A 26,109-nucleotide genomic window follows, 5' to 3' on the forward strand; every position below is an offset into this window, starting at 1 on the left:
CATGGGTTTGGAGACCTGGTGGGACTTGGATACATACTTCCGCTTCTTGAGCCGACAAACGAATTGTGGCTCACCCGCTTTGGCGACGACTATGTGGCGCTCATGGAAGGAAACGAATATGTTTTTCCGGTATTCACCGGGAGCCCTCCCGCGGTTTGCGCTGGTAATGGGGAGTCACTAAAGCTCCGTGACCTGGGGATGGCCTACGACACGATCAATGGTGGAGAACAGAAGGTGGTGCTACCACGTTCGGTGTATGACACATGCAGGCAGCGTAAGATACGTAACTTGCTTTGGAGCAGCTATCCTGAAACAAACGGGCAGGCTCCTTTTCCATATCATTCGAAGGCACGGAATCTCGCAAAGCACATATCGCCTCGATCAAATCACCGGATCCTTGAATCTGGTCTGCCGCTCACTAACAGCATTAGTTTTGCGGTCCCGCCATGGCTTACCGCGTGGGTTGAGGCACGTCTCAGAAACAGAACAGGCTTCGGAAGTCGAAAACTTTGCATCATCAGTCGTAATGGCTACACTTCGACGGGAAAGAATTGGGGCCATCGCTGGCGAGAAGACTTGCCGACTGAAAAGCAACGCGAGGGAGAGGAGTGCCGGGATTTTATGCGTCTTCTTCTGAAAAGGGATCACCGCTGGATGTTTCTTTCCATGGAAGACCGAATCTTCACGAACGCTCATACACTGCGTTCTCACGATTTGAATTGCTATAGCTACGCTGAATTGTTTGGGCCAATAGAAACTAGCAACGTTCCTTTTGCGCTAATCCTGAAGGCAATTGTAAATCTGGCTTCTCTTAGCATTGGTGTCCCAACCGGACCATTCCATTTGACGATGGCGAAACCGGGCTTGCCCACCGTTGGCATATGGCTCGAGCATTCGCCGACTTGGTATGACGAACCAAAAGATTGCGCATTGCACTTGATTGGAAGTGAAGTGCTAAAGGCGCATCCGCAGTTGCTGAAAGACAATTGTGAAGGAAAGACTTTTGGTCATCGCGTCATTACTTTACCGACCCGGATCATTTCGGGGGAACAGGCGATGTGCGCTGCGGAGTCGCTTCTCCACTAACTGCGAGATGGGCCCGCATGTGCCTTCACGACGTTGACGTCGGTCACCTTTGCTACCTGTCGTACTCATCTCGTATTTCGACCTGGCAGGCAACATCGGAGGATGCTACTATTTTGGTCTAAACTTGAACGGCGTCGTCAGTGTTCGGGTGTTAGATTCTGCTCGCAGGTTAGGTCGGCCGGGCAGGGCTTAAACAGGGAGTGTCATACGGATCGGATCGATTGGGCTTGGGTAGCTCTGCTGAAAGTCTGCTATATCAGGGGCGAGCGAAATTTATTGACAAAATGATTCGATCCGAAATAAAATGGTACCCCTAGATCTGACTGCTCCAAATGAAAGAAGGCAATCGGACCGTACACGCGCTCTGGATAGGCAACAAACTGTCGAAGCTTGAGTTGCTGACGATTTCGTCCTTCATTGCTCAGGGCCATGAATTCCGATTGTGGACCTACTCCGACTTGGTAACGCCACTTCCCAGGGGCGTAGTACTCTGTGATGCTGCAAAAATTTTGCCACGGGAAACAGTATTCCGATCGGTCGCAAACGATCAAGAAACGGGTGTGGGCAAAGGAAGCTTCGCGAACTTTTCTGATTTGTTTCGGTACAAGTTGCTGTATCACGAGGGTGGCTATTGGACGGATATGGACATAACTTGTCTGAAGCCGCTTGAATTTTCTGAGCCGTATGTATTTCGGTCGCACAGGGTCGGAGTCGTAGGGAATTTAATGAAATGCCCACCTAAAAGTCGAGTAATGCGGCTAACGTTCGAGCGTTCCCGGAGACAACTGAATTCAGGCTGGCACTTTGGCAACCGGGCTCTTTCGGATACGGTTGTGGAACTCGGGCTAGACCGCTACATTCGTTCCGATATTTGTAACGCTGACATGTGGTTCGATGGAGTGAGACAGTTTGTAGAAAATGACTCACCTATTCCCAGTGAGCTGTACGTAATTCACTGGATAAATGAATTCTGGCGAACCTTAACTGTGAGTGGGGGCTACTATCGTGGGAAAAAAGTAGTTACCGACGTTCCAGATAAAGACAATCCGAAGCCAGGTAGCACATTGAGCAAGCTGTATGAACAATATAGCCTCTAACATTCCGGTTCATCTTTTATTAGCTAGCTTGGCCCGAGGCGGGGCCGAGCGGATTGTATGCGAGACGTTAACGTCACTTGACGGCGATGGCTTTTCCGCAAATTTATTTTTGTTGTATGCGGCACATCCGTGTTATCAGTTACCCCCTACCCGAGAATTGAAGCTAATTGCTCCACCCAGCGACGGCGACCGGGAGCATGCCCTGAAAAGGGTCGTTGAGCGAGTACTTGATTCGGGACAGAACCTTCTCATTACACATTTAATTCGGTCGCATGAACTAGAAATTCTATGGCATCAGGGATTGCGCACCGTCCCAGTCATTCATAATACCTTCCAAGGTTGGCAAGACGATCCCGTAGTGTTCGCTCACCCCCTTGTTCCTTTTGTGGCTGCCACTTCATTGGCCGTGGCGCATGAGCTTCGCGAGGCGCAGTGTCCCAAACCAATCGTCGTCGTACGACATGAGCTCCAGCAATGGTTTAACTCGGGCGACATGCAGCAAGATAGGCGACGTATTAGAACAGAATATGGTATAGGTGAGCGGGAGTTCGTGGTGGGAATGGTTGGGAATTTCAAGGCCCAGAAAGCGTACCCACGCGCCGTTAGAGTCCTCGAGCGTCTTCGGCGACTTGGACCGGCCCGCCTCTTGATTGTGGGATCGTGGGACCATTCGTATGGGTATGGAGGGAGAACATACGAGGCGACCTGCAGGCTTGCGCAGGATCTTGGAGTATCGCAGGATCTGATCGTTGTGGGATCTGTCGACGATGTTAAACCTTTCTATGCTGCGTTTGATGCGTTTCTCAATACGAGTATTTTTGAAGGGTTGAGTATAGCCATGCTCGAGGCTCAGCAGTCTGGCTGCCCGATTGTCACAGCGGATGTTGGGGGAAATAAGGAGAGTCTCGGCTCTAATTCTGCAGTCGTTGACGATGTCGGCGATATTCAGGACTATGTGGAAGCACTTAGATCTGTCCGGCATCGCCGCACGCCACCACTTCGTAAACCTGCGTACTCATCGCTGATTCCAAGATTGTGGCGACAACTCGCGCTCTACAGCACTCCCGCCGATGGCGAGCGCGTATTGTTTGTAACAGACAGCCTCAATAACGGAGGGGCAACACACTCACTTGTGAGATTGTTAACTCGGCTTCCGGATAAGAGTCGAGTGGTCTTGTGTGTCTTGGGGCGAACGCTCAACGACTTCCTGTTTGAAGAGCTGAAGAAAGCTTCGATTCAGATGATTCAGTTTAAGGCTCCCGTAGGCGTAGTGGATTGTGTAGAACGAGTACTAGAGAGTATGCATGGATGTGATGCTGGGACGCTTTGTTTTTGGAATGTGGACAGTTGCGTCAAGCTTCTTGTGACTAAGGTTCTGAGCGCCGCTAAAACTAAAATAGTTGACGTCAGCCCGGGTCCTTGCATCTTCGAGCAAATGAAAGCTGCTGAAACCTTCCAGCATCGTATCGCTTTTAGTACGAGAGAGTATTTTATGCGGCTCGATCGCTTCGTCGCGAAGTATGACGGTGGCGTGCCTACGCCAGAATACGACGTGCCCACCAACAAAATCTTGGTAATACGTAACGGTGTACCGTGCGCTCCAGAGAACGAGCAAACTCCGCTGTTCGCCGGCTTCGCCGAAGCGTTCCGACTTATCACCTGCGGTAGGCTGGTTCCGGAAAAAAGGGTAGAACTTATTATCGACTCCGCGGCAGAGGTTGCGAAGCAACTACCTGAAATCTCTTTGACAGTTGTAGGCGCCGCGGAAAGAGCCCATGACAACTATGCGGAGTCGTTGGCGCGTCACGCAGGGAGACAGTCTTTTCACAATACCTGGTTTGCAGGACTGCAGCCGCGGGTGTCGCCCTATCTGAATGCTGCCAGGATATTTGTTACTGCTTCGACCGTGGAGGGTTGCTCAAATGCGGTTCTAGAGGCAATGTCCGCACGCCTTCCGGTGGTGGCAACGTCTAATACTGCCATCGTTGAACAGGTAGCGGATGGAGTAACAGGTTTTATTGTCAATGCCAATGGCTCGACGGGTCTCGCGGAAAAGATTTCGCTTCTTCTTAGGAACCCGGACATGGCTCATTCTTTCGGGGTGGCCGGGCGCCGACGCGTGATTGAGAACTTCGGGATTGATCGCATGGTCAAAGAGTATGCGAACGCTCTGGGGATGTGATTAAAAAATACGAGAGGAGCTACACTCCGTGCCTAAGCTCAGAATTCAACTGCCGAAGGATCGAAACTATACTGGGGTGCTCCGGGTAGAGGATGACCTTGGGAGGTCGCTAGCCGGACCTTTTGTCGTTTGCGGTCGAGCTAATGATTTAGCCTCAAGCGAACATGGAAATCCGCGTCGGTTGCAGGCGCTCCCGTATGGAGACTCGCCGCTTGGGGGGTATCGCGTAGCGCGGATCGTTAGCACGGGGCGGGGTTCGCAGTTTGATGCTAGCCAGTTTGGGAAGGCCGGAATTATTGTGCTGGAACCGATGTCTGGCGAGGCTGCGATTGCCGAAGCTAATGGACGTTGGTACATAGGAATTCACGGAGGTACACCCGGCACGCGCGATCGGCTTAGGAGCACCAACGGATGTATACGCATGCGGGACGAGGATGTCGCAGCAGTGATTGCTGCGATTGCTGGATTCACTGATGTCAGCTGCGAGTGCTCCGAAATTAGTAGTAACGCGACGTCTCTATTGGTCACAATCGATCCCGATTATGACGAAGGCGACCCGATCTCACTGCCAGTGCAAGAGCAAATGCGAATTGGCTTCCGCGCCGAAGCAGCACCGAGGCGTCCTGCGTTACAACCGATGCGGGAAAGGCTGATCGGGGCCCTCGATCAGGGTTACACATCGCCCAGTCCGTCAAGTGGACCGAGTCCGAGTTCATCGCCTGCACCCTCGACTAGTCCATCCCCGTCGAGAAGCCCATCTCCATCCGCTAGTCCCTCCCCCTCGCCGAGTCCATCCCCCGCGCCGAGTCCATCTCCTTCGCCGAGTCCATCTCCTTCGCCGAGCCCATCTCCCTCGCCGAGTCCATCTCCCTCGCCGAGTCCATCTCCTTCGCCGAGCCCATCTCCCTCGCCGAGTCCATCTCCCTCGCCGAGCCCATCTCCCTCGCCGAGCCCATCTCCCTCGCCGAGCCCATCTCCCTCGCCGAGCCCATCTCCCTCGCCGAGCCCATCTCCCTCGCCGAGCCCATCTCCCTCGCCGAGTCCATCTCCCTCGCCGAGTCCATCTCCCTCGCCGAGTCCATCTCCCTCGCCGAGTCCATCTCCCTCGCCGAGTCCATCTCCCTCGAGTTCCAGCTCGTCCAAATCAAGCTCGTCTAAATCAAGCTCGTCTAAATCAAGCTCATCTAAATCAAGCTCATCTAAATCAAGCTCTTCTAAGTCCAGCTCGTCCAAGTCAAGCTCTTCTAGCTCCAGCTCGACGCCTTGTAGCATAACTTCGCAGACTATTGCGACTTCACTGCCGAATCGAGCGAGAACACGAATTGGCGTGGGTGAAGCAGTTGTACTAACCTGCTCTACGAGCGCTACTTGGACCAAGACAGGTAATGGCACGCTGTCGGGAACGAGCGGTGTTTCCGTCACGTTCACAGCGGCCGATCGAGCCGGGACTGTGGTGATCCACGCGAAGACAGCGGCCGGGTCTACATGTAGTCTGACATTTACAGTGGTGGAACCTTCGGGGATCATCATGCGGCGCAAAGGCGGCCTGCGTCATGCCAAGGACCGCCCTGATTCAGGGATGCAGACCGAAATTTACCTCGTGCCAGCGGACGTTTCGTTCCAAAACGTTCAATATCGCGAAGTTGATGTTCCTTCGGTCGCAAACGGTGTTTACGCACCGTTCAATGGTGTCGGTCATGACCCGCATCCAGCGACGCTCACCGTTGATGGTGTAGTGGCAGGGCTCGGCTCGAAAGCGAACGCGATCGATAATATCTACTCCGGAGATCCGGGTACGTCTTCTCCTTTTGCGCCGGGTTCCATAACATTCAATATCCCGTACGAGTTCAAGGTAGGCAGCGGAGCTTTTAAACGGTTTGCGACGGTCCCTCAGCTCAGTTCTCTTGCCGCAGATCAAATCACGCTGGCGTCCTCGAAGGCGGGTGCGTCCGTTACTTGTCATGTGGCAGATCCAACATCGACGCCGTGACTAAATGAGAGAAAGAAAAGCTGTGCGGGTCCAGTGCGCTTCGATGTTCGTGGTAACGTATTTTGTTTTTGTCCTCGCCGCGTTGGCGATGGATTCAGAGGAGAGATCAATGGCTGAACATATTCGGGTAGCGCAACAGAGATTGGAGGAATTTGAGCGCACGCATTCGCTCGAAACCCTTAGCCACGCCGTCCAAGCACTCGAAGGAATCGAACAGACAGAACCATTACAGACGCCTCCGCCTGAGGTGCGTTCGCGAGGTACGCTCGCCTGGGTGACGCTTTTTCGCCATATCGATCAATATCTGGATCCGAATTTTGATCCCAGTGATGTACCTAGTGTTAATGTCATTCCTCCGGCAACTTCTAAAGGTGTTAAATATCCGTCGGGCGTTGATCCGAACGCGATCCCAGACTCGAAGGCTCGGACGAAATACATCGAGATGCTAAATCAGAACCGCGCTAAATTAGAACACTATAATTTTCAGCATCGTTTGGGATTAGTGAATCAACGTGCACTGGAGGGATTTCATCAATACACTAAGCATTCCTTCGCCCCAGGTGGGGCGGGCTCGGCAGAGCTTCGTCGGATTCTGGACGGGTCGCCATTAGGAACTGCACGAAAACGAGAATTGGCTAAGCGGCTGTCCCCGTAGCCACTGATCGAGTCTTAACCCTAAGGTGAGTTCAAACGAAAGGGGAGACCTTTCGCCAACCGGCATGACCAAACTCAACATACAACTGCCGAAGGATCGAAACTATAGTGGCGTGCTCCGGGTAGATGATGACCTCGGCAGGTCACTGGCAGGACCTTTTCTGGTTTGCGGGCGAGCTAATGATTTAGCGTCAAGCGAACATGGAAATCCGTGCCGGCTGCAGGCGCTCCCGTATGGGGACACCCCGCTCGGGGGGTATCGGGTAGCGCGCATCGTTACCACGGGGCGAGGCTCGCAATTTGATGCTGGCCAATACGGAAACGCGGGGATTATCGTACTGGAGCCGATATCTGGTGAGGCTGCGATCGCTGAAGCTAACGGTCGTCGGTATATAGGAATTCACGGCGGTATGCCCGGCACACGCGGCCGGCTAAGGAGCACTAACGGATCTGTGCGCATAGCCGACGATGATTTGGCAGCGGTAATTTTGGCAATTGCCGGATCCGCAAGTGTCACCTGCGACTGTTCCGAAACTAGTAGTGATGCGACATCTGTATTAGTCACAATCGATCCCGATTACGACGAAGGCGATCCGATCTCGTTAGGTCCGATTCAGAACCACGGACACGATAATATGGCCGGACCGTTCGGTTCGCCCTGGAACGGCATCAGGATGCCGGGCTTCATAACGTCTGCAGCGAGAGCAACACGCAGCGGTCTTTTGCAACCGTCAGATCTATATCAGCGTTCGAGACCAATTACGAGTGGCCTAAGGCACAAGCTCGCACAGGCGCACGACGGCCATCAATTGGCAGCTGAGAACTTTGGGCTGGAGCCGAAAAATATTTTGAGCGAGTTCGCAGGTGAATCGCCATGACCGCAAAGCGAAAACTACTTCTCAAGAACTACCAAAGCCCCGGCGATATCGTAATGCTTACTGCAGCAGTGCGCGATCTTCACGCGTGTTACCCCGGGCAGTTTCTCACTGGAGTGTCAACAACGGCACCGTGCCTTTGGGACTACAATCCATTCGTTTCACCACTAAACGAAGCAGAGTCAAACGTCACTGTCATAGATTGTCACTATCCCCTGATCCATCAAAGCGACGATACACCGTACCATTTCGTCTGGGGCTTCATTCACTACCTCAATGACATTCTGAATCTCAAAATTAAGCCCACGCGTCATGGCGGCGACATACATATCTCAAAAGAGGAGACATTGAGCCCATCACAGATACACGAGCTCACCGGCGATGACACGCCGTTTTGGATTATTGCCGCCGGTGGTAAATATGATTTCACTATCAAGTGGTGGGACATCAAACGCTATCAAGAGGTGATTGACTATTTCCGAGGGAGAATTCAGTTTGTACAAGTTGGCGAAATAGGTCACTATCATCCTCAACTTCGGGGCGTCATCGATCTGCGCGGAAAGACCGACACACGCCACCTAGTTCGACTTTTGTATCACTCATGTGGGGTTGTCTGCGGAGTGACATTCCTGATGCATCTTGCAGCGGCAGTTCCGGTAAGGCGCGACCGCCCGCCCAATCGTGCAGCAGTCGTAGTTGCCGGAGGTCGTGAACCGACACGGTGGGAGGCATATCCGCATCACCAATTCCTTCATACAGTAGGCAGTTTACCGTGCTGCGAGACAAGCGCTTGTTGGAAGTCGAGAACTGTTCCAATTGGTGACTACAGCGAACATGACGATCCGAGAAATCTTTGCGTGGATGTCGTCAATGATCTGCCACGGTGTATGGCTATGATTTCGGCACAGGACGTTATTCGACGAATCGAAATGTACTTTGAGGGAGGAAATTGTTCTTACCTTTCTTCACAGCAATATCAAGCCGCCAGTCGAGCATGCGAATCATGAGGTGCAACAAGTGTGAAGCCGCACAAACTAATTTTGAGGTGTATGTTCCCGGCCGGTGCCATCCTCATGCTTACGGCGGCGGTGCGTGACCTGCACATGGCTTTCCCCCTACGATATCTGACAGATGTGCGCACGAGTACGCCTGGGATTTGGCTAAACAATCCATGGATTACGCCACTCCGAGACGATGACCCTGAGGTGCAATTTATCGATTGCGACTACCCACTAATTTACAGGTCGAATTTTGTGCCATACCACTTCATGCATGCATTGATCGATCGCCTGGGTGACCGACTAGGGGCGGCGTTTGGACCTACACACTACGGCGGTGACGTGCACATCTCACCGCAGGAAGCGGAGTATATGTCTCAGGTTGAGGAGAAAATAGGTGAGGACATCCCCTTTTGGATAATTGCGCCGGGATGGAATTCGACATTTACTGTAAAACACTGGAGCGCTGCGCGCTATCAGGACGTTATCAACGCCTTCAAAGATCGCGTGTTGTTCGTCCAGGTTGGCCGCGACGGGACCCGTCATCCACGTCTATCGAGCGTACTCGACCTCACGGGGCAGACTAACCTGCGTCAACTCATTCGGCTGGTATATCGTTCACAGGGTGTACTCTGCCCAGTGAACCTCGTCATGCATCTTTCAGCGGCTGTGAAAACAACCTCGGGCCACTATGGTCGCCCGAGTGTTGTCGTTGCCGGCGGTCGGGAGCCACCGCAATGGGAAATGTATCCAAATCATCAGTACCTGCATACTGTCGGCGCTCTAAGCTGCTGTGCGGAGGGTGGTTGTTGGAGGGCTCGGACATTTGCAACTGGAGACGGCACCGCGTACGATCGGCCAAATCGGCTATGTGTAAACAGAGTTGAACAATTGCCGCGTTGTCTTCATATTATTCGTTCAACGGATGTCATCAGGGCAATCGAGCGATACTTCGACGGAGGCGTTGTAAAGTATCTCAAACCTGGTGAGATTGCCGTCTGCGATTCGGCTGTCCGCTCTCATCTGTCTATGTGAGAAGTATGATTTTTGGAGAGGACTGGTATGGAGCCAGAAATTCTAAACGCTTACAACGCCACTCGTGATTTTGAGCTGAAGGCGTTTCAATCTATGTGCTACGCGCCACATACATCGCTTTACTTCAGTATGGACGGTAGCGTCAGAGTGTGTTGCCACAACTGGTCGCACCCTGTAGGAAATATATCGGTAGAAACCCTTGGAGCGATATGGAAGGGGCAAGCGGTAAAAGATATCAGAAGGGCACTAGAGCAGAGCAGCTTCGCCGTTGGTTGCCAGTACTGCGAGTGGCAGATGGCGACTGGCGAGTTCATCAACTTGTCGATGCAGAAATGGGATGCGTTGCCTGTGCATGCTAAGGATCCCGCTTGGCCTCTTCAGATGGAATTCTCCATAGGCAACACTTGCAATCTCGAGTGCGTTATGTGCGACGGAAAAGCATCGTCAGCAATCCGGGCGCACCGCGAAAAGCTGCCTCCAATTGTTAGTCCCTATTCTGACTCATTCTTCGAAGAACTGCGTTCGTACCTGCCACACTTGAAAAAAGCACGTTTTCTCGGAGGCGAGCCCTTTCTCCAAAAAGAATGTTTTCGGATATGGAACATGCTGATCGAAGATGATGTCACGTTGCCGTGTCACATTACCACTAATGGCACACAGTTCAATAAACGGGTTGAAGGTACTCTTGAGCAGATACCGTGTAGCATTTCTATTTCGCTTGACGGGTATAGGAAGAAAACGATCGAGGCCATTCGGGTGAACGCAAAATACGACGTTCTGATGAAAAACGTGAGCGCATTCCGAGAATACACACGCCAGAAGAGAACAGGTTTCGGTCTAACGTACTGTCTCATGCGGCCCAACTGGGAGGAATTCGGCGACTTTTGCTTATTCGCAGATAGCCTGGGATGCCACGTGTTCGTTAACGCGGTGCGACGACCTTCGCACCTTAGCCTCTACACGCTCAAGCAGGATGAACTCGCACGAATAGCTGACTCGCTTGATCGGCAAGCTCTACAACTGCTACCACAGTTGAATCAGAATCGGGCAACCTGGGCGGGAGAGGTCGAACGTATCCGTCGACGGGCTACCGGCCGCTCGCCAATGATTGACTGGGTTGAGATCAAGCTGGGTAAAACATGAGAGGCACAGCGAAGGTTTTCGCATATGTGATTGCCGGTGAATCCCAGGTGCCGCGTCTAAATCAATCGCTGCAGTTTCTGAAACACTTTGTCCGGTGCGATATTGTCGTCATTGCAAGTCGTTGCACGTCGGATATCGACCATGACCAAGTGCTACGGCCCTACGTCGAGCCGCATTTCGACGACCATCAAGCTAGTATCCTCCTGAAAACGGGCATTCATCGCGTACTTGGTAAAGTATCGGGGCAGTACTGCTACATCGATAGCGACGTAATTGCAGTAAGCTCCGAGTGTGAAGAAATATTCAGTAGGAAAGCCGGGCCTGTCACTTTTGCTGCGGATCACGCTCGACTCGATCGTTTCAGTAGATACGCAGTCCGCTGTGCCTGCCAGCGGGGCGAATGTGAACATTTAACGCAAGCCATAGCTGAGAAGTTCAACATCCAGGTTCTCGATTCAAAATGGCAACATTGGAACGGAGGAGTATTTCTTTTCGACTCTGAATCAACAGATTTTCTTGATACATGGACCGACCTTACTCGATCGGTGTTTCAAGATTCCTTCTGGCGGACTCGTGACCAAGGGACACTTGTTGCATCTGTTTGGCGTCACGGATTGCAGCATCAGGCGTTGCTCGATCGCAGATTCAACTACATTGTCGACCCGTGGCAGAATGTGAGCGATCAGGCCAGAATGGGAAAGTCTCCTGCTTCTTACACGGTTGATCGCACCTATTCTCTCAAGGGCGGGTCGGGCCTTGCACATCCCGTTTTATTGCACATGATTAACGGAGCGCCTGGAACCGTCGGTTGGAAAAACTGGGATGACGCCGTCGAACTCCTATCAGAGGCGAAGGGCGCTTGCACGAATTCGTAACGACAAGATCGTCCACTGATCGGACCCGAACTATTTTGACATGCTAATCTCGCCTAAAATCTGCCGTTGGAAAAGCGGGAAAGGATCAACGACATTGCCAGTCAAACCGCGGTAAATATCCCGTGGATTGGAATCGAAGGGTAAACCAGCCAGAATGATTTGGTGCCAGCCAAAACCCATTTGGCGCAGGAAAGAAAAAAACAACATGACGCACCCGTTCGCGGCGAGGTTTTGAGCGTCTGGAGGAACCTCATTGATGTAGTCATATAACGGCGAAGCATAGTACCATGCCTGCTCCAAAGGCTCGAATAGGTCTATGGCGGCGGGATAAAAATCGCGAGCAATTGAAAGACAAAGACTCTGCCCCAAACAGGACTTATTCGTCCAGCTTAGAAGCGAGGAACCGAACAATTGTACTGCCAGTGCAGCTACAGACGCGCAGAACGTCTGCAGAGATAGAGGTAGGTCCGAATCATTTCGCGGCGCAACGCATTGAAAAATGGTTTCGGAGCAGTCTTGATACGTGGCGACTCCCACAGTCTCAGGCCCCGCTCGCATAGGACAATCGAGGCTTACGTGGAGCGTTATTTTGCGTGCTTGGTTTGCCACAAACGGCGGAAAGACTCCTTCGATCGTGTTGAAGTCACGCTCGCATGACGACCGGACTGCTTGTTCAATAATGGTGCGGATCGAACCCACGCTGTCATCGAATTGGAGGTCAAAGTGGAGCATGACCCAATTCTAAATCGATGCTCCGAATGTACGGGTACCCAGACGTTCATAAGAGTGGAATGACCTTTGATTGATCCAGCGCACAAACATCGTAGGATCTTTTCGCGCTTTTTCTGTCGGGTATTGGCGTAAGAGTAGCTGCAACAAGAACCAATCACCGTAGTCTAGAGACCAGGAATCCGTTATGTACTTGCCGAGAAGCTCAGGTTTAGGAAGATGCCCAGACACAACAACTGGAATAACAAGATCAGGATGGCCGCTATACCAGCTCCGCCCATAAGCCCACGTGGGTTTTCGGAACATTAATCTCGCCTCTAAGAGAACAGTGGAATTGCAGCCAATAACGCCATGAGAGTTTTCGATGAGAGGGCGGAGCGGCGTTGACCGGTCGAGGATTATTGTGTTCGGGAGGCAATCGTATAAATGTGTGCGCGAGATACCGTCAGGTACGGGATGATCTTTGATGACTAATTGATATGCTTTCGGCAGCAATTGGCGAGTCCAGAGTAAGACTTCAAACCAATCTGGCAAATTCAGATCGTGTTTGTTAACCCGGTCGCTAATAAGTTGAAGAGGCCAAAAGACGAACGGTTTGAAAACGCCCTTGGGAAGGGTGCCACTGGGGGCTGACAAGTACTCATTGCGAAAAGCCGACATACTAAACCGTTGCTTGTCGGTAATACCGCGGAACTTGGTCTGGCACAGAGACGATTCCCACGCGTAACCTACGGGATCTGCATGAACAGTTGTGTAGTGGGGAAACCAACCGAATTCTCCGTAAACGCGATCGACGCCATGCTCGGAACAGAATTCAGCCAACTCTGTCGAACTTTCGAGGAGGTTGCCAATAATGAGAAGATCCGGAAGACCTTTTTTTTGCGCTAAACTTGCAAAGTCACGAGCGTTGCGAACGGCGCGTCCGTAAAGATTACAACCACCCGCAAGCTCATATAGCTCCTGAATATGTTTTGGATGCGTGTATGCAAACTTTTTTGGCGTGTTGAGTGAAGCGGTTTCTTTGTCCGCATTCAAAGACGCCATCATAAAATTGTAACTAAATCTGGTCCGTGCGCCGGGTAGCTACGCAATATCATTTCAACAACGTGCGTCGGAGTGATGATCTCCATGCACAGAGGAATCTTAAGTGATTCGCTGACCTGAATGGGTAGCTCACACCGGCTATCTATTCTCTGGCGGACGTGAGTTTCTTGACAGACATATCGCCAGCAACCTTTTTTTCTGCAACATCCAAGTTGGCCAATAACCGTTAACAGATTATGGTTTGGATACTGTATCAGGGATGGCGTTTCACGGCCGCCGACGAGAACAACGCATGATCTGTGTTTCTCATTCACTACCGGAACTGCCGCGGCCAGATGCATAGCAAACGTTATGGGACAAAGTACACCATCAGCGTGAAAAATGACTCCAATCAGCTTCCGGATGTCTGTTTGTCCAACCAAATTGCTAACTCCTTTTAATGCCAGATGCCAATCTGAGGCCGCTCCGCATTGCACGAAGTTAATTGTTGTTTTCAATTCGTCCACAACCTGCTGAAAATAAGCTGGATTCCACCATTTTGTGGTTGTGTCGTACTTGCCACCAGCGATGATTACCCAATATGGGCGGATGAGGTTCAATGAAGTTATAAAGCCGGGATCCCTTTCCTCTGCACTGAGGTAAACTTCCCCCCGCTTTTCCGTAACCGGGATGCGGACGCCGAGTTCTTCTCCGAGACTGTCGTGGTAGCGCGTTGTAAGATGGCGCGGGTGCATCTCTTCATGAGAATAAGGTGGATATCCGAGATCTATATATCGATGAGTCCTCGCTCTATCCACCCGGCCGATATATGGATTATGTTGCCAGATCTGCCTACACGTGGTGTCAACATCGGTAACGAAATGGTCAGGATATGCTAGATGTAGATCACGAATGGCAGAAGTAAGCATCAACAAGTCTCCGGGATACACCCTCGCACGCAACACAAGCTTCTGAGGGATACGCAACGGCCGGGGCAGCGGTTGGTCTTTGGTGTATCGGTTCGAGGTCTGGCGCATAGAACTCACAAACGAGATGTCGAGATAAGAGCGTTCCGACGGTTGATGTCTGCAGCTTCGCAAAGGCGTGTGTTGTAATCCTGTACCGCTTCAAGAAATGGAGTACCACCTAGAGACGACATTGCGGTAACTAACGCGCTGAGGTCCTTAGGCAGGCATCGCCCACGAAAACCTCGCTCTAGTGTTACTTGGGTATGCGATTCGCCAACGCGAGAATCTGCTAGCCACAGTTGCCGGAGATCATCGAAGTCAACCTCCATTGCTACAGCGATGTCAAAAAACTGATTTACAAATGCCACTTTGGTGGCCAGGAAACAATTTTCCATGTATTTACATAGCTCTGCCGTTTTTGATGAAGTGTGATAGTAGCGAATCGGTCGACTTAGACAGGTGTCAAAGAGTGCACACGTAAGGTCAAACACTGATCTTGGACCACCCACAATCAAGAATTCGGAATCGCCTTCTTCGTGCCACGGATGAAAACTACTTTCACCTAAGTATTCCGGGCTGAACGCCATTTCGCTATTCCCGGTCATCACTGAGAGTCGTTGAACCGTTCCGGGAATCACTGTCGAGCGGATAACAAGGGGACGACTAATCCAAGAAGTGCATTCTTCCACGATTGACAAGTCGCAGCCACGATCATTTGAAGGCGTCGGCACGCACAAAAAAACCAAATCGCAAGTATTTATTTTCATCCGCAATGAGAAATCGGAAAAACTTGGAATGAAGGGGTCAAAGATTACAGATTCGTGATCAGCACACAGTGACACCATTCGCCCGGTAGCTCTGCCAACAACTCCGTAACCGACGATACCTACCCTCATTTAAGAACACACTCTATCAAAGAAAGCTTCTACTCGCAATGAGGGCATGGTGATGAGATTCAAGTTCCCTAACTGTCCGGATCACCTATTAGGTGGTACTACCTATGTCTTAGGTGGATATTGAGAAACGTGCAAAATCACAGTTGACTTTGGCAAATCTGGCACAGTGAGCACGAATGCGTTTTTGCCCTTCAAAGGGAGAACAGGCGGCGAACAAAAGGTAGCATACGGCTGACGCTCGTAGACTCTGCCGGCTTAGTTAGCCCTTTGCATTCAATCCCGAAAACGGATCCCCTCCTCTTTCATTTGAACCTAGAATTATGAAGACTCCATCGCGGAGCGGTCATTTGAGCCACGTCGCCGCGAAGGCCGAGTAGACAAAAGCTCACTATAAAAGCATTCGAAAGGTGGCGCGAATACTCAGCTCTTTTCGCTTTATACAGGTAAAGCAATCGTCGACGAGATCCCGACCGGACAGTCACAACAGTACCTCACGAAGACTGCTTCCATGATCCACATGTGTTGGTTCTCAAAACTAGTTGACGGTAATTCAGTGATGAATCGCCGAGTCATTCATCGAGACTTCGAAAGTGTCCACTTGTCAGTTCGGCTCGACATGAGCCGAGGGGTGAATCGTTTGCTGCATTCCTCTTCTGAGCAAAATTTTCAATCAAATGGTTTAGGAAACGCTAACCGTGCTCTCGTCGCCGGGATACTGTGTCTTCAGCCATCCGGAAATTGCTCCGGTGACCAGTCCAACACCAGCTTACTCATAACCATCTTCCGCAACTTGCGGTTGCTGGCAAGAAGACACCTCTTGGGTCGTAGCCCCGACCCCCAGGCCTGGTTATCCGCATAGTGGGCGCTATAGGCCGCACGGCCGTCATGACGCGTGACGTTGCGGTGATCATCCGGGAAACGAAATGGTTCAGTTCGCAGCTCAAACTCACTGACTTCGTTATGGTCTGCTGGGCGGACGCTTAGTGGCGATTATTCCGGGAGCAACCGTTACCATGACCAATATCGATACCGGTACTTCGCAGTCCCGAACGACTGCCGGCGATGGCAGCTTCACCTTTCCGGCACTCGTGCGTGGTCACTACCGCATTGAGTCCGCTGCCAGCGGTTTTGCCGCCCAGAAGTAGGAGGCCGAGCTAAAGGTCCAGCAGCTGGACGGCATTGAGTTCAAACTGCCGGCGGGAGCCACCTCCACGACAATCGATGTCACGGACTCAGCCCCGATCGTCGATGTCTCGACCTCTTCAACCGGAGAGGTCATCGAAGGCCGCCAGGTTGTGGACCTCCCCCTCGGCCAGCGCAACTTCCTCCAGCTGGCCACGCTGACCCCCGGCGTGACCCGTGGCGCCTATGGATCTGACGCGTCAGGCATCAACGGTAACGTCGAGACACTGCGCTACGCAGATAGCGGCGGCGGTGCTGTGGTAGCCAACGGCCTGCGTCCACAGGCGAACAACTTTCTGCTCGACGGCGTGGACAACAACGAATCGCTGGTCAACGGCATCATCGTCTTTCCCTCGCCCGACTCCGTCCAGGAGTTTCGGGTTACCACGGCAGTCGCCCCGGCTGAATTCGGCCGTGCAGGCGGTGCTATCGTCAACACGTCGATCAAATCGGGTACCAACCAGATTCACGGAACAGTCTTCGGCTACTTCCGCGACCAGATCTTCGACGCCAGCCAGAACTACTTTGCTCCGACCATGCCGGTTCCTGCCTTCCAGAGGAAGCAGTTCGGCTTCGCTGCGGGCGGTCCTATCCTGAAAGACAAGCTTTTCATCTTCGGCGACTACCAGGCTCTGCGTCAGAAACAGCCACAGGACCAGGGATTCCAGACGGTTCCGACAGCATTGATGCGCCAAGTCAACTTTACAGAGCTGCTCGGGCGCGGCACAACCACCCTACCCGATGCCGGTCTGACCGGATGCAACACGGTAACGGCCGCGAGCGGGAACACGTACAGCACGCTGGGCACAGCTGCGCAGGCCACCTTCAACGGCAGCTCCGACAATAGCGGAATCTTCGATCCCGCGACCTGTAGGCAGTTTGCCGCTGGCGGAGTTACTAATGTCATTCCTACGGCTAGGTTGAATCCCGCCGCCGTTAACTACCTCAATGCCTACAACCTGCCCAACTCGACGGGTGTGATCAACAACTTCTTTGTGATCCGTCATAGCAATACGAACTACAACGACTTCAACGTTCGTCTCGACTATCACCTTTCGTCCAAAGACTCCTTGTTCGTCCGCTAGGCTACGTTCAGGACAACAACACCATCACCAGCCTCTTCACCAATCTCCCTGCGGGCTTCGTTTCGGGCAACAACGTTAATCATACTCGCGCCGTCGCGGGCGGATACACCCGCATCTTCACGCCAAACCTTCTCAACGAGTTCCACTTCGGTTACAACCGGCCCGAGTATGGCTACATCAATCCTCAGGACGGCGAGCCTGTATCGGCCAACCTCGGTATCGTGAATGCGAACCGCAGCCCCCTGCTGGGCGGCGGCGCGCTGATCGGCGGCGGCAGCACCGAGATCGCCTACACCGGTGATGGTGGTGCCTAACCAGGTTCCGCAGAAGAGCTATCAGTTTATCGATGCTGTGACGTATGTCCACGGTCCCCACACCTTCAAGGCGGGCGCCAACGTCATCCGTCGCGAAGTTGACTTCTTCAGGGCAACGACTCCAAAGGATCCTTTGTCACAGGCGGCGTCAACTTCCCCGGAACCGGTCGTTTCACCGGCTACGAGACCTCGGAGCTGCTTAGCGGCTTCACCGACTATGAGATCGGCGTAGCCAGCAGCTTTCTTCAAGACCTTCAACTACGAGACCGGCTACTTCGCACAGGATGATTAGAAGATGAACCGTCGTCTCACGTTGAATCTGGGCGTTCGTTATGACCTCTACACGAACCCGTACGAACAGAACAACAACCAGGCTAACTACGACATCGCGACTGGCCAACTGTTGTTCGCAGGTGTCAACGGCAACTCACGCTCCCTCGTCAACATGGACAAGAACAACGTACGAGCGGCGCTGTCAACGCGGGCATCGGCAACCGGGCTGATGTTATTAGCTTCCAGCATGCAGCTCGCGGCCTGGTCGGAGGGACAGCAATCGCAAATCGTCTCAACTACTTCACGGGCACCTTTGCTCTGCCACCAACTACCGTTGTGGGAGCCAATACGGTCTTCACACGCCCGGCAACGTGGCACGCAATCAGTTCTACGGTCCCGGATTCAACTCGACGGACTTTGGTCTCTTCAAGGACTTCGGCATCACGGAGCGGGTGAAGTTCCAGCTTCGCGCCCAGGCCTACAACATCTTCAACAATCCTGCGTTCACCAATCCGGACGGCCAGATCCACGATGGCGTGGCGAATCAGAGATGGGACCTACACCACCGGCTCAAACTCGAACAAGTTTGGCACCATCAACGGAACTCGCTCGCAGTCGCAGAGGCAACTTGAACTGGCTGCACGCATCAACTTCTAAATTGCAACAGAAAAAACGGGGTGGCACAGCAAAAAATACTTGCGGTGCCACCTCATTTCATTGCCACACTCAGTAATAGGTGAGCAATACGATGTTCGGGTACATTCGAGGCGCGGTAAGACAACTCATCATAAGTTCGTTGCTGCCTTTGGCTTGCTGTTTTGCGGCGCAGGCTCAGAACACCGTAAAGATATTGAAGATCGCCCCACCCAACTGGTGGGCTGCGATGCCGAAGCCGATGCTGCTTGTCGAAGGAGAGCACCTCGATCATCGCCTAGCACAGGGCGACTTCAAACCGTTGACGGATCCTCACGCACCGTGGCTCACCCAGCGCGATGTCACGCAAGGATGGCTCGCCGTGACCAACACTGCCCTCGAAAACTGCCAGGAAGTGACGTTCTTATTGGGAAGCGATCTCTCTCCTAAATTCGATGGCGATTCGCTCATCTTCACTCTTCAACCGAACGGCGCCGCTGTCTTAGAAGCGCAGTAAGCCGGATAAAGTCAAATGGATTGTCAAACAGTTTGCAGTACGTCTGCTCTACGATCTCGGCTTCCTTGCACGCCTGCGGCAACGTCTTGCCATTCGCTACTCCCACCTCAACCGCCGACCTGCCGCAGCAGGTTCACGATCTGCTCTGCTGTATGCTTTTTGCCTCGCGTCATACATAGCTCCTCTTGTTCCAGTTCTATCGCTTCTCAACTGGTACAAAGGGGCCGGGCAGACCATGATCTATGGATTACTACCAGCGCTACAAACTGCGCTTTAGGCGGCTCGCTTGGTTTTTGTCTCTTGAAGCGGGGTCAGTAGTGACAGGGGACTGCCACGTTCAGTGCTACACCGTACATCATCTACTAATCGCATAAGATCACCTCGATAAGACGGCACAAAAACAGGATCAAGCCATTCACTATAAATATGGTATCGATTTTTTTGACTGGCATGTACTCAATTGCTTCTGCTCAACGTGAGTGTGATGATGGTGGCTTTCTAATCGGAATCAAGCATTCGTAGCCGGGCTTCCTTCACAAAGCACCAAGCAACGGCCTGGACTCGTCCAGATCCGTCGAGCAGGTCAGCGCAACCGACATGACTTTTACGTTCACGAGCTCCCTCACAAAACGTTTGCGGCTTTTCTTGATACAGATTGACCTCTTTTCTCATCTATATTTCGATTTTGAGCTAGGGGCTTGCGTCAGACGTATGTTTGACCGGTGTCACGTCCACGCACTCGACTTCATCAATAGCTGCCGCCATCTGTTTTTCCTTAATGTGACTTCGCTTCAACGTCGCTGCGCAGGTTCGTAGAAGATGCTTTGGTACACGTCGCAGGAGATGAATTTGGAACTCTAACTCATGATTTCCGCAAGGACAGCTTCGCCATTTTCAATTGATGTCACCTCAATCAGATCAACGATGCGTCCCCACACGTTTCCTTAGTGAGGCACGTCTCTCAAAGTCGACTTGAGCTCAACCGCCCCAGGCCGACCAACTGAGCCTGCAAAGGCCACCTCTGTTCGTCGGACAAATCGGTTATGGCAAGCCCTGCGTGTTCTGAGCAGATCTATTCCGTTGCTTTCTTCCTCGCACCGTACCATGCTTTTTTTTCGAGCTCCTACATATCCTTGTCCTGTATGTTGGCGGCCATCCATCGCAACCAGTCGATCTCTTCCGCGCGCAGCTCGCCAAAAGTGCGAGGTCTTTCTCGGAGCCAAAGGATAGCGTCCTAGGTGAAATAATGGTCTTCGTAGACTGCAATTAGATCGTTGCCGATGACATCGTTCAGCAATCCGACATATGGTCTCCTTACAATTGAGTCAACCTCTTGTTACTGCTTCAGGTAAGCGATCAGGTCTCGTCGCTCTTTAGCCTTGGGAACGCTGAAGCTCATATTGTTTTCCGGAACCATCAAATCGGGATCGCTCAACCACCTCTCCAAAGTCGCATCGTTCCAAGTCACGCCAGAATTCTTCAAGTCCGCGGAATATGTAAATCCCGCGATGTTTCCGGCCTTTCTGCCATAGACTCCTGCCAACCTCGGTCCCTCGCGATCAACCGCCATCGCATGACAGCCTGTGCAACGCTTCTCGAACACAGCCTTACCTTGCACAGCATCGCCATCCCCAGCGAGAGTCGCCTCGCTCCCACTCGCGTTCTTGCCCAACATCGATAGTGCCTGCACATCGTTCTTGGAAAGCTTCGCGTCCCAGTGGAGCAACTGATACTGCAGCGGAGGCATGTCTCCGCTCTTCGCCTCTTCGAATATCTTCGCAGCCAAAACCTGCTGCCTATCCGCCGGCATCTGCTCCCAGTGTGAAAGGTCCATCTTTTTGCGTGCATCAATGATGTCGCGCTCAATCAGCCACGATCCTGGAGCGATTCGCGCATATACTGGCCAGCGAGTCTCGCTCGAGTGGCAGTCCGCACACTTGTTCACCAGTACCGACTTCGCGTCTGCGGGCATGGTCGCGCCCTCCAGCAGCGTGCCGAGTCCTTTCGCCGGCTCGACACGCGGATTCCCAAACGGATGAACATACCCTAAGGCCACTACTGCGGCTACGGTCAATGCCGCAGCAGTCCACGGGCGCATTAAACAGTCTCCGCCAGTGTCGAATCGACGACAGCCAAATGACTACGTCCTCGAACCATCTTGACCTTGGTCACTCCAAGGACACTTTCCAACTTACCCGCTGGAACCATCATCGGCCCTGGATTCGGCGCTGCTCCCGGTGCAGGCTGCGGAAACGCCGTCGCCATCGCCGTGTGGAAGGCCACATTGCCCTCGACCTTTTGCACCACCTGGTGGATGTGACCGTTCAGAACCGTCACCGAACCAAAGGGCTTCAGCATGGCCAGCGCCTGCTCTCCATCCTTCGTGCCCCATCCCCACTTCTCATAGACCATCCACAAAGGAATATGGGCGAAAACAACGATCGGAGTCGAGTGACTCAACCCGGCCAGGTCCGACTTCAGCCACTTCAATTGATCCTCGCCCATATTCCCCATCGCATCTACTTGCACGCAATTGTTAAGGCCTACAAAGTGGACGCCCTTGTGGTTATAGCTGTACCAGCCATTGCCCACGGTGCCCTTACCAAAACGCTGCTTGTACTGCGTACCATCGTCGATATAGTCGTGCTCCCCTGGCACATAGAACACCTCGTTCTTGAAGCCCTTAATAACCTGCGAGGCCGTATCGAATTCCGCTGCTTTCGAATTCTGCGTAATGTCGCCGGTGTGAAGCATGAAGTCAGGTGCCTTCACGCCCGCAGGCACAACATTGGCCCTATCGATGGCCTTCTTCAGCGTCCCGGTCACATCTGGGTTTGCGCCCTTGTTGAATCCGATGTGGCAATCGCTGATTTGCACGAACGAAAAATCCTCTACCTTCCCAACTCCGGTCCCACCACCCTTCATCGTCTGCGCCAAGAGCTTCGAGGTCGGCACACCGCCAACCATAGACCACAGCAGCCCTGTGCCGGCCCATGCCATGCACCCCAGAAAATTGCGCCGGTCGATGCCATCGCCCACGGGCTCCGTAACACCTTCGTTCTCCTGTACTACGTCGTCTTCCTTGAACTGATTCATATCAATCTCCATCTGATTTTGATTGCCTCTATCGTCTAAAACTGGCAACGCGAGCTTTTATTCCACCCGTTAGAAGAAATTGCGCTGAATAATCCAGCAGCAATTTGGTTACAGAAATGCGGCCCACAGACTTCGGTTCAGCGAGAGGTTTGACCCGTACGTGTCGCAGCCATCCTTGGCCTTTCCGCGTTGCCGGTTGCTCGACCGCCCCTATCAGACGCTAATCACGAGCCCTTACCTTCGCCGACGAACGCCGGTGGTCGTATTCCGGGACAACGGGCATGACGGTCAGGTTCACGGTAGTGGTTCGACGGCCTGGGACAGCCGCTGAAGTATACGTGGAGCTTCGGGACCGAACGACCGGGACCTACGTAAGTCCGACCATACCTATGTTGGCATCGGTACGTATCGCAGGGTTAACTTTGCAGCAAACTTTGATGTGCTCCGGTTCACGGCTGGAACGACGGCAGTTGCGCCCCCTACCACCGTCCACTGAGTTTCGCAGCTGAGCTCGGATGGCCCCATACAATGGCCTTTGCTTATCTTCGCTTCTTTAATTGAATAACCGCCGACTTTGACATTCAATCTTAGAAAAGCCCCAAAAAGCATGGAATGAATCTGTCTCATCTCCGTTTTAGGAGGTATGTGATGCCAGACTCTTCTTTAATCGGAGGTTCGACCGTGCGCTTCGGCGCCATTCTTGATCTTGCCCTAGTGCTCAGGCATTCGCGGCTGCCGCAGCTGTTGGAGGTCTAGGCGGGCTTGCCCAGATCGGCAACAACGGCAGTGTCCTCTCTCCATCGACAGAGATACGGAATGGTATCTCCGCGCTATCGGCGAATGAGGGCGAACAGATCCTGAATCACTTTCTGAATCGCTTGCCCATTATTACGCTCAAGGAAGGCTCACGTGCCCGCGTGTACATCGGCACGGACATTCTGATTCCGTCCTATGCGGAACATCGCGTTGATCCGACCCTGTAGCGGCTTTCTGGAGAACACCATGAAGGACGACGCCCTGAAGGTAAAAATTTCAACCGTCCTAACCCTGGCCACAATCCTTGTTGTCGGGCTTGCTCATTCGCGTGCCGCCGAAGCGCTGGCAGGCGTAGCGAACTGCGTTGAGCTGGCTGGCGATGTGATGGGGTTTTTTCACAGGGTGCCGACAGGCTTCACCGAGCTTTCGGAGCGGATGGACCCCACCTGCTCTGAGTGCAACCAACTCTAACCCATCAGGAGTCGTTATGAAGTTCAATCTGAAAAATCGAAAGAAGTACCTGATCGCAGGCGGACTCTTGCTTGCGACGGCTACGCCGAGCTTTGCGCTCTTCGGTACTGGCGATATCGTCTTCGATCCGACGAGCTACGCCAGTCTCGTTTCCCAACTCACTACTCTTGAGTCGCAATACAACATGCTCAAGAACAACGTCGTTCATTTCTCGTTCAAGCAGCAGTGGCAGACGACGCTCAATGCGCTCAAGAACGCGAACGTCGCGAACATGTTTGGCGAGACGGCAGGCGTCAACATTGCTCTCAACAGTAATTCTCAAAGTGCATCGTTGACGGCCTGGAAGACGGCGACCGTGCCGGTCAGCTCTGGGACGAGCAGTTATTTGCAGGGGCAGACGGTCGGCAACAGTGCGCAGCTTTCGCAGCTTGCCCTGATCGAGATGTCCGATTCGGTCTCACCGGACTGCCTTACAGCAGTTGGGCAATACCGGGCCGCTCGCAGCCAAAACGGAACCGCCAATACCTCTCTCACACAGCAGCAGTTCGATACCACGTCGGCGACGAACAGTGAGGTGCAGCAGTTGAACCTTCTGAATGCCGCTCAGGCCCAACAGCTGACCGAGATGCAGTCCCAGGCCGCCATGCATGTCTACCTCGCTTCTCAAATGACCGTGGCGAACATGCAGCAGCGGAATGCGGCAGCCGCCGACCTGAACACGGCGGCTGCTGTCCAACAGCAACGGTCGGTGAACGATACGAGCGCCGCCAATGAAGGCAGCACTTGGACGACCTACCTTCCCTGATTCGGAGAACAAATGCTGAACGCAATCAATACGAAGATTCTCCTTGCAATCCTTGCGGCACTGACCGTTATTGGCGGTGCCGTGCTTTATCAACGTGACCAAACGGCGAAGGCCGCCGCATCCGCAGCTAAGGCCGCTGCAATTCTCCAGCAACAGAAGAAAGAAGCTGATGAACAGAAGGAACGAGACGAAGCATTCCGGAAACAGGTCGAGGCGGACAAGAAACGTCACAAATCCGCAGCAGCTCACGAAGGCAAGACCTGGAAGACTTATATCCCCTAAACCCAGAGAGAGACACCGTCATGGCTTCCATTGTGTTGTTAGCACAGGCACTTCCGAGCGCAAGTTCAGGCGTCGATTGGCTGTACCAGTTCACCAACGACCTGACTAATCTCACAACGCAGAATGGTGGCGCACTCATACACCGACCTCAACTACAGTCCGCGCGAAGGCGAGGTGCGGACATACCTGACCGATTGGGCAAACTATAGCTACACCGTCAGCCGGGACACCATCGCCAAGAAGTACCCGCTCAACTACTACTTCTTGTCTCAAAATCTGGCCGCGCAGTTGATGGGCCAGGACAATCAGAATAACCTTGTCTCGCAGGTCGTCGGTGGACAGATCGAGCAGAGCGATGTGGAGGTCAAGAACGTCACGATCACGACCATGTCGGAGGAGACGGTTCAGAATGCAACCATCTCCCGCGGGACGGCGCTTGTCACCATCGACAAGCTCTATTCGCCCCGCAACTCTCACGACCCGAGGACGGAACATTGGCTGCTGAGTGTCACCTATTATCTGAACCCCAAGCAGGTGAGCGACCAGGCACGCGTCTTCCCACAGTTCGAGACGATCAATCCCCTGGGTTTGACCATCACCGAGTTCCACGAGAACCGGATGTCCGTCGATCCCATTGCACCCGGTTCCAGCGCGCCGGTTGCTTCGCTCACACGTATCGTTCGTGGGGATGAGACCGGAGCTCCGATGAAGGTGCAGCAGGAATTGATGCGACACGCTTCTATCCAAACGACGATGAACGTCTATGGACAAGCAATGTCGTCCTCGAAGCGGGAAGCGAACGGGAAGGTCGTGGAGATGGTGCTCAAGCCGTTGAAAGCGAGCGCCTGAGACCCAGATTTTCTTATTGGGAGATATTAGGAGCCGATCGGCTTTTTACGACTCCTAGAAGTTGTTGATTAGATTGGTTGCGGGGGTAGGATTTGAACCTACGACCTTTGGGTTATGAGTTCTGAAAGCTAGGCACCGGCAAGCGTCGAGAATCGCCGACATGCACCACCGGGCACCGAGAGCGATCCCCGGGAAACTTGCTGGAACCGGGAAACTGGGTTCGACCGACAACCGTTATTTTGTTCGCTCAAGACACGGCATCTCTAGTGGGATCTCCCTTTCAGGTAGGCGGATC

General features: G+C 52.9%; 24 protein-coding genes and 3 pseudogenes. 19 read left to right on the forward strand and 8 right to left on the reverse strand.

All coding sequences use genetic code 11. The features are described from left to right. The first annotated feature begins 18 nt into the window (after nucleotides 1-18). The 3 genes from RBB82_RS20750 to RBB82_RS20760 all read left to right on the forward strand — a co-directional run bounded on the left by RBB82_RS20750 (nucleotide 19) and on the right by RBB82_RS20760 (nucleotide 4,365). Nucleotides 19-1,086, forward strand: coding sequence for a hypothetical protein (locus RBB82_RS20750; protein WP_433972641.1), 1,068 nt, complete (start codon nucleotides 19-21; stop codon nucleotides 1,084-1,086). Between the two features lie 332 nt (nucleotides 1,087-1,418). After that, a complete protein-coding gene (locus RBB82_RS20755) occupies nucleotides 1,419-2,183 on the forward strand; it encodes a glycosyltransferase (RefSeq protein WP_433972642.1) in 765 nt (254 codons plus the stop codon). Beyond that, nucleotides 2,164-4,365, forward strand: a complete 2,202-nt coding sequence (locus RBB82_RS20760) for a glycosyltransferase family 4 protein (RefSeq protein ID WP_433972643.1) — start codon at nucleotides 2,164-2,166, stop codon at nucleotides 4,363-4,365. Before RBB82_RS20755 ends, RBB82_RS20760 begins: the two co-directional genes overlap by 20 nt. A 672-nt stretch (nucleotides 4,366-5,037) precedes the next feature. Here the strand turns inward: RBB82_RS20760 and RBB82_RS20765 are convergent. After that, nucleotides 5,038-5,598 (reverse strand): hypothetical protein, encoded by a 561-nt coding sequence (locus RBB82_RS20765; protein ID WP_433972644.1) that lies wholly within the window; start codon nucleotides 5,596-5,598, stop codon nucleotides 5,038-5,040. A gap of 295 nt (nucleotides 5,599-5,893) precedes the next feature. On the opposite strand from RBB82_RS20765, the gene RBB82_RS20770 reads away from it, so the two are divergent. The 7 genes from RBB82_RS20770 (at nucleotide 5,894) to RBB82_RS20800 (ending at nucleotide 11,935) form a co-directional block, all read left to right on the forward strand. Then, nucleotides 5,894-6,355 carry a hypothetical protein gene (locus RBB82_RS20770; protein ID WP_433972645.1) on the forward strand — a complete coding sequence of 154 codons (462 nt, stop codon included), beginning with the start codon at nucleotides 5,894-5,896 and terminating at the stop codon, nucleotides 6,353-6,355. A gap of 109 nt (nucleotides 6,356-6,464) precedes the next feature. Beyond that, nucleotides 6,465-7,010 carry a hypothetical protein gene (locus RBB82_RS20775; protein WP_433972646.1) on the forward strand — a complete coding sequence of 182 codons (546 nt, stop codon included), beginning with the start codon at nucleotides 6,465-6,467 and terminating at the stop codon, nucleotides 7,008-7,010. Between the two features lie 451 nt (nucleotides 7,011-7,461). Then, nucleotides 7,462-7,887, forward strand: a complete 426-nt coding sequence (locus RBB82_RS20780) for a hypothetical protein (protein ID WP_433972647.1) — start codon at nucleotides 7,462-7,464, stop codon at nucleotides 7,885-7,887. Then, nucleotides 7,884-8,891, forward strand: coding sequence for a glycosyltransferase family 9 protein (locus RBB82_RS20785; RefSeq protein WP_433972648.1), 1,008 nt, complete (start codon nucleotides 7,884-7,886; stop codon nucleotides 8,889-8,891). The genes RBB82_RS20780 and RBB82_RS20785 overlap by 4 nt, the downstream gene beginning before the upstream one ends. A gap of 42 nt (nucleotides 8,892-8,933) precedes the next feature. Next, nucleotides 8,934-9,917 carry a glycosyltransferase family 9 protein gene (locus RBB82_RS20790; protein ID WP_433972649.1) on the forward strand — a complete coding sequence of 328 codons (984 nt, stop codon included), beginning with the start codon at nucleotides 8,934-8,936 and terminating at the stop codon, nucleotides 9,915-9,917. A gap of 27 nt (nucleotides 9,918-9,944) precedes the next feature. Then, complete coding sequence (locus RBB82_RS20795) at nucleotides 9,945-11,060, forward strand: radical SAM protein (protein ID WP_433972650.1); 1,116 nt, start codon at nucleotides 9,945-9,947, stop codon at nucleotides 11,058-11,060. Then, nucleotides 11,057-11,935 carry a hypothetical protein gene (locus RBB82_RS20800; RefSeq protein WP_433972651.1) on the forward strand — a complete coding sequence of 293 codons (879 nt, stop codon included), beginning with the start codon at nucleotides 11,057-11,059 and terminating at the stop codon, nucleotides 11,933-11,935. Before RBB82_RS20795 ends, RBB82_RS20800 begins: the two co-directional genes overlap by 4 nt. A gap of 30 nt (nucleotides 11,936-11,965) precedes the next feature. On the opposite strand, the gene RBB82_RS20805 is transcribed toward RBB82_RS20800, so the two are convergent. From RBB82_RS20805 to RBB82_RS20825, 5 genes and pseudogenes are all read right to left on the reverse strand, one after another. Beyond that, the gene (locus RBB82_RS20805) at nucleotides 11,966-12,667 is read right to left on the reverse strand and encodes a hypothetical protein (protein ID WP_433972652.1); all 702 of its coding nucleotides are present in this window, start codon (nucleotides 12,665-12,667) and stop codon (nucleotides 11,966-11,968) included. A gap of 9 nt (nucleotides 12,668-12,676) precedes the next feature. Next, nucleotides 12,677-13,699 carry a hypothetical protein gene (locus tag RBB82_RS20810; protein ID WP_433972653.1) on the reverse strand — a complete coding sequence of 341 codons (1,023 nt, stop codon included), beginning with the start codon at nucleotides 13,697-13,699 and terminating at the stop codon, nucleotides 12,677-12,679. Between the two features lie 8 nt (nucleotides 13,700-13,707). Further along, nucleotides 13,708-14,616, reverse strand: coding sequence for a glycosyltransferase family 9 protein (locus RBB82_RS20815; protein WP_433972654.1), 909 nt, complete (start codon nucleotides 14,614-14,616; stop codon nucleotides 13,708-13,710). A 113-nt stretch (nucleotides 14,617-14,729) separates the two neighbouring features. Continuing rightward, nucleotides 14,730-15,551, reverse strand: a complete 822-nt coding sequence (locus RBB82_RS20820; RefSeq protein ID WP_433972655.1) for a hypothetical protein — start codon at nucleotides 15,549-15,551, stop codon at nucleotides 14,730-14,732. A 697-nt stretch (nucleotides 15,552-16,248) separates the two neighbouring features. After that, a pseudogene (locus RBB82_RS20825) lies at nucleotides 16,249-16,454 on the reverse strand (IS30 family transposase); the annotation flags it as partial. 80 nt (nucleotides 16,455-16,534) lie between these two features. On the opposite strand from RBB82_RS20825, the gene RBB82_RS20830 reads away from it, so the two are divergent. From RBB82_RS20830 to RBB82_RS20845, 4 genes are all read left to right on the forward strand, one after another. Beyond that, nucleotides 16,535-16,696, forward strand: coding sequence for a carboxypeptidase-like regulatory domain-containing protein (locus tag RBB82_RS20830; RefSeq protein WP_433972656.1), 162 nt, complete (start codon nucleotides 16,535-16,537; stop codon nucleotides 16,694-16,696). A 150-nt stretch (nucleotides 16,697-16,846) separates the two neighbouring features. Further along, nucleotides 16,847-17,818 carry a hypothetical protein gene (locus tag RBB82_RS20835; RefSeq protein WP_433972657.1) on the forward strand — a complete coding sequence of 324 codons (972 nt, stop codon included), beginning with the start codon at nucleotides 16,847-16,849 and terminating at the stop codon, nucleotides 17,816-17,818. Between the two features lie 958 nt (nucleotides 17,819-18,776). Continuing rightward, entirely contained in the window at nucleotides 18,777-19,037 is a 261-nt protein-coding gene (locus RBB82_RS20840) for a hypothetical protein (RefSeq protein ID WP_433972658.1), read from the forward strand. 116 nt (nucleotides 19,038-19,153) lie between these two features. Next, nucleotides 19,154-19,555, forward strand: a complete 402-nt coding sequence (locus RBB82_RS20845) for a hypothetical protein (protein WP_433972659.1) — start codon at nucleotides 19,154-19,156, stop codon at nucleotides 19,553-19,555. Nucleotides 19,556-20,891: 1,336 nt separating this feature from the next. Here RBB82_RS20845 and RBB82_RS20850 read toward each other — a convergent pair. Then, complete coding sequence (locus tag RBB82_RS20850; protein ID WP_433972660.1) at nucleotides 20,892-21,653, reverse strand: heme-binding domain-containing protein; 762 nt, start codon at nucleotides 21,651-21,653, stop codon at nucleotides 20,892-20,894. Beyond that, nucleotides 21,653-22,651 carry a metallophosphoesterase family protein gene (locus RBB82_RS20855; RefSeq protein ID WP_433972661.1) on the reverse strand — a complete coding sequence of 333 codons (999 nt, stop codon included), beginning with the start codon at nucleotides 22,649-22,651 and terminating at the stop codon, nucleotides 21,653-21,655. Before RBB82_RS20855 ends, RBB82_RS20850 begins: the two co-directional genes overlap by 1 nt. Nucleotides 22,652-23,373: 722 nt before the next feature. Here RBB82_RS20855 and RBB82_RS20860 point away from each other — a divergent pair. The 5 genes and pseudogenes from RBB82_RS20860 to RBB82_RS20880 form a co-directional block, all read left to right on the forward strand. Then, a pseudogene (locus RBB82_RS20860) lies at nucleotides 23,374-23,634 on the forward strand (TrbI/VirB10 family protein); the annotation flags it as partial. A 19-nt stretch (nucleotides 23,635-23,653) separates the two neighbouring features. Then, entirely contained in the window at nucleotides 23,654-23,878 is a 225-nt protein-coding gene (locus tag RBB82_RS20865) for a hypothetical protein (protein ID WP_433972662.1), read from the forward strand. A 16-nt stretch (nucleotides 23,879-23,894) separates the two neighbouring features. Beyond that, nucleotides 23,895-24,683, forward strand: coding sequence for a hypothetical protein (locus RBB82_RS20870; RefSeq protein WP_433972663.1), 789 nt, complete (start codon nucleotides 23,895-23,897; stop codon nucleotides 24,681-24,683). Between the two features lie 12 nt (nucleotides 24,684-24,695). Then, nucleotides 24,696-24,965: a hypothetical protein gene (locus RBB82_RS20875; RefSeq protein ID WP_433972664.1), complete on the forward strand. Its 270-nt coding sequence runs from the start codon at nucleotides 24,696-24,698 to the stop codon at nucleotides 24,963-24,965. 120 nt (nucleotides 24,966-25,085) lie between these two features. Next, nucleotides 25,086-25,631: pseudogene (locus RBB82_RS20880) on the forward strand (VirB8/TrbF family protein); the annotation flags it as partial. Nucleotides 25,632-26,109: the final 478 nt, after the last annotated feature.

It is taken from the genome of Tunturiibacter lichenicola, from assembly GCF_051013355.1.
Lineage (GTDB): Bacteria > Acidobacteriota > Terriglobia > Terriglobales > Acidobacteriaceae > Edaphobacter > Edaphobacter lichenicola_F.

Bases quoted from the DNA above. Each gene is read 5' to 3' on its own strand.
- RBB82_RS20770 (WP_433972645.1), top strand. From the start codon at position 5,894: ATGCGGCGCAAAGGCGGCCTGCGTCATGCCAAGGACCGCCCTGATTCA.
- RBB82_RS20785 (WP_433972648.1), top strand. From the start codon at position 7,884: ATGACCGCAAAGCGAAAACTACTTCTCAAGAACTACCAAAGCCCCGGC.
- RBB82_RS20800 (WP_433972651.1), top strand. From the start codon at position 11,057: ATGAGAGGCACAGCGAAGGTTTTCGCATATGTGATTGCCGGTGAATCC.
- RBB82_RS20760 (WP_433972643.1), top strand. From the start codon at position 2,164: ATGAACAATATAGCCTCTAACATTCCGGTTCATCTTTTATTAGCTAGC.
- RBB82_RS20820 (WP_433972655.1), bottom strand. From the start codon at position 15,551: ATGAGGGTAGGTATCGTCGGTTACGGAGTTGTTGGCAGAGCTACCGGG.
- RBB82_RS20850 (WP_433972660.1), bottom strand. From the start codon at position 21,653: ATGCGCCCGTGGACTGCTGCGGCATTGACCGTAGCCGCAGTAGTGGCC.
- RBB82_RS20865 (WP_433972662.1), top strand. From the start codon at position 23,654: ATGAAGGACGACGCCCTGAAGGTAAAAATTTCAACCGTCCTAACCCTG.
- RBB82_RS20845 (WP_433972659.1), top strand. From the start codon at position 19,154: ATGTTCGGGTACATTCGAGGCGCGGTAAGACAACTCATCATAAGTTCG.
- RBB82_RS20805 (WP_433972652.1), bottom strand. From the start codon at position 12,667: ATGCTCCACTTTGACCTCCAATTCGATGACAGCGTGGGTTCGATCCGC.
- RBB82_RS20870 (WP_433972663.1), top strand. From the start codon at position 23,895: ATGAAGTTCAATCTGAAAAATCGAAAGAAGTACCTGATCGCAGGCGGA.
- RBB82_RS20795 (WP_433972650.1), top strand. From the start codon at position 9,945: ATGGAGCCAGAAATTCTAAACGCTTACAACGCCACTCGTGATTTTGAG.
- RBB82_RS20755 (WP_433972642.1), top strand. From the start codon at position 1,419: ATGAAAGAAGGCAATCGGACCGTACACGCGCTCTGGATAGGCAACAAA.
- RBB82_RS20855 (WP_433972661.1), bottom strand. From the start codon at position 22,651: ATGAATCAGTTCAAGGAAGACGACGTAGTACAGGAGAACGAAGGTGTT.
- RBB82_RS20875 (WP_433972664.1), top strand. From the start codon at position 24,696: ATGCTGAACGCAATCAATACGAAGATTCTCCTTGCAATCCTTGCGGCA.
- RBB82_RS20790 (WP_433972649.1), top strand. From the start codon at position 8,934: ATGTTCCCGGCCGGTGCCATCCTCATGCTTACGGCGGCGGTGCGTGAC.
- RBB82_RS20775 (WP_433972646.1), top strand. From the start codon at position 6,465: ATGGCTGAACATATTCGGGTAGCGCAACAGAGATTGGAGGAATTTGAG.
- RBB82_RS20815 (WP_433972654.1), bottom strand. From the start codon at position 14,616: ATGCTTACTTCTGCCATTCGTGATCTACATCTAGCATATCCTGACCAT.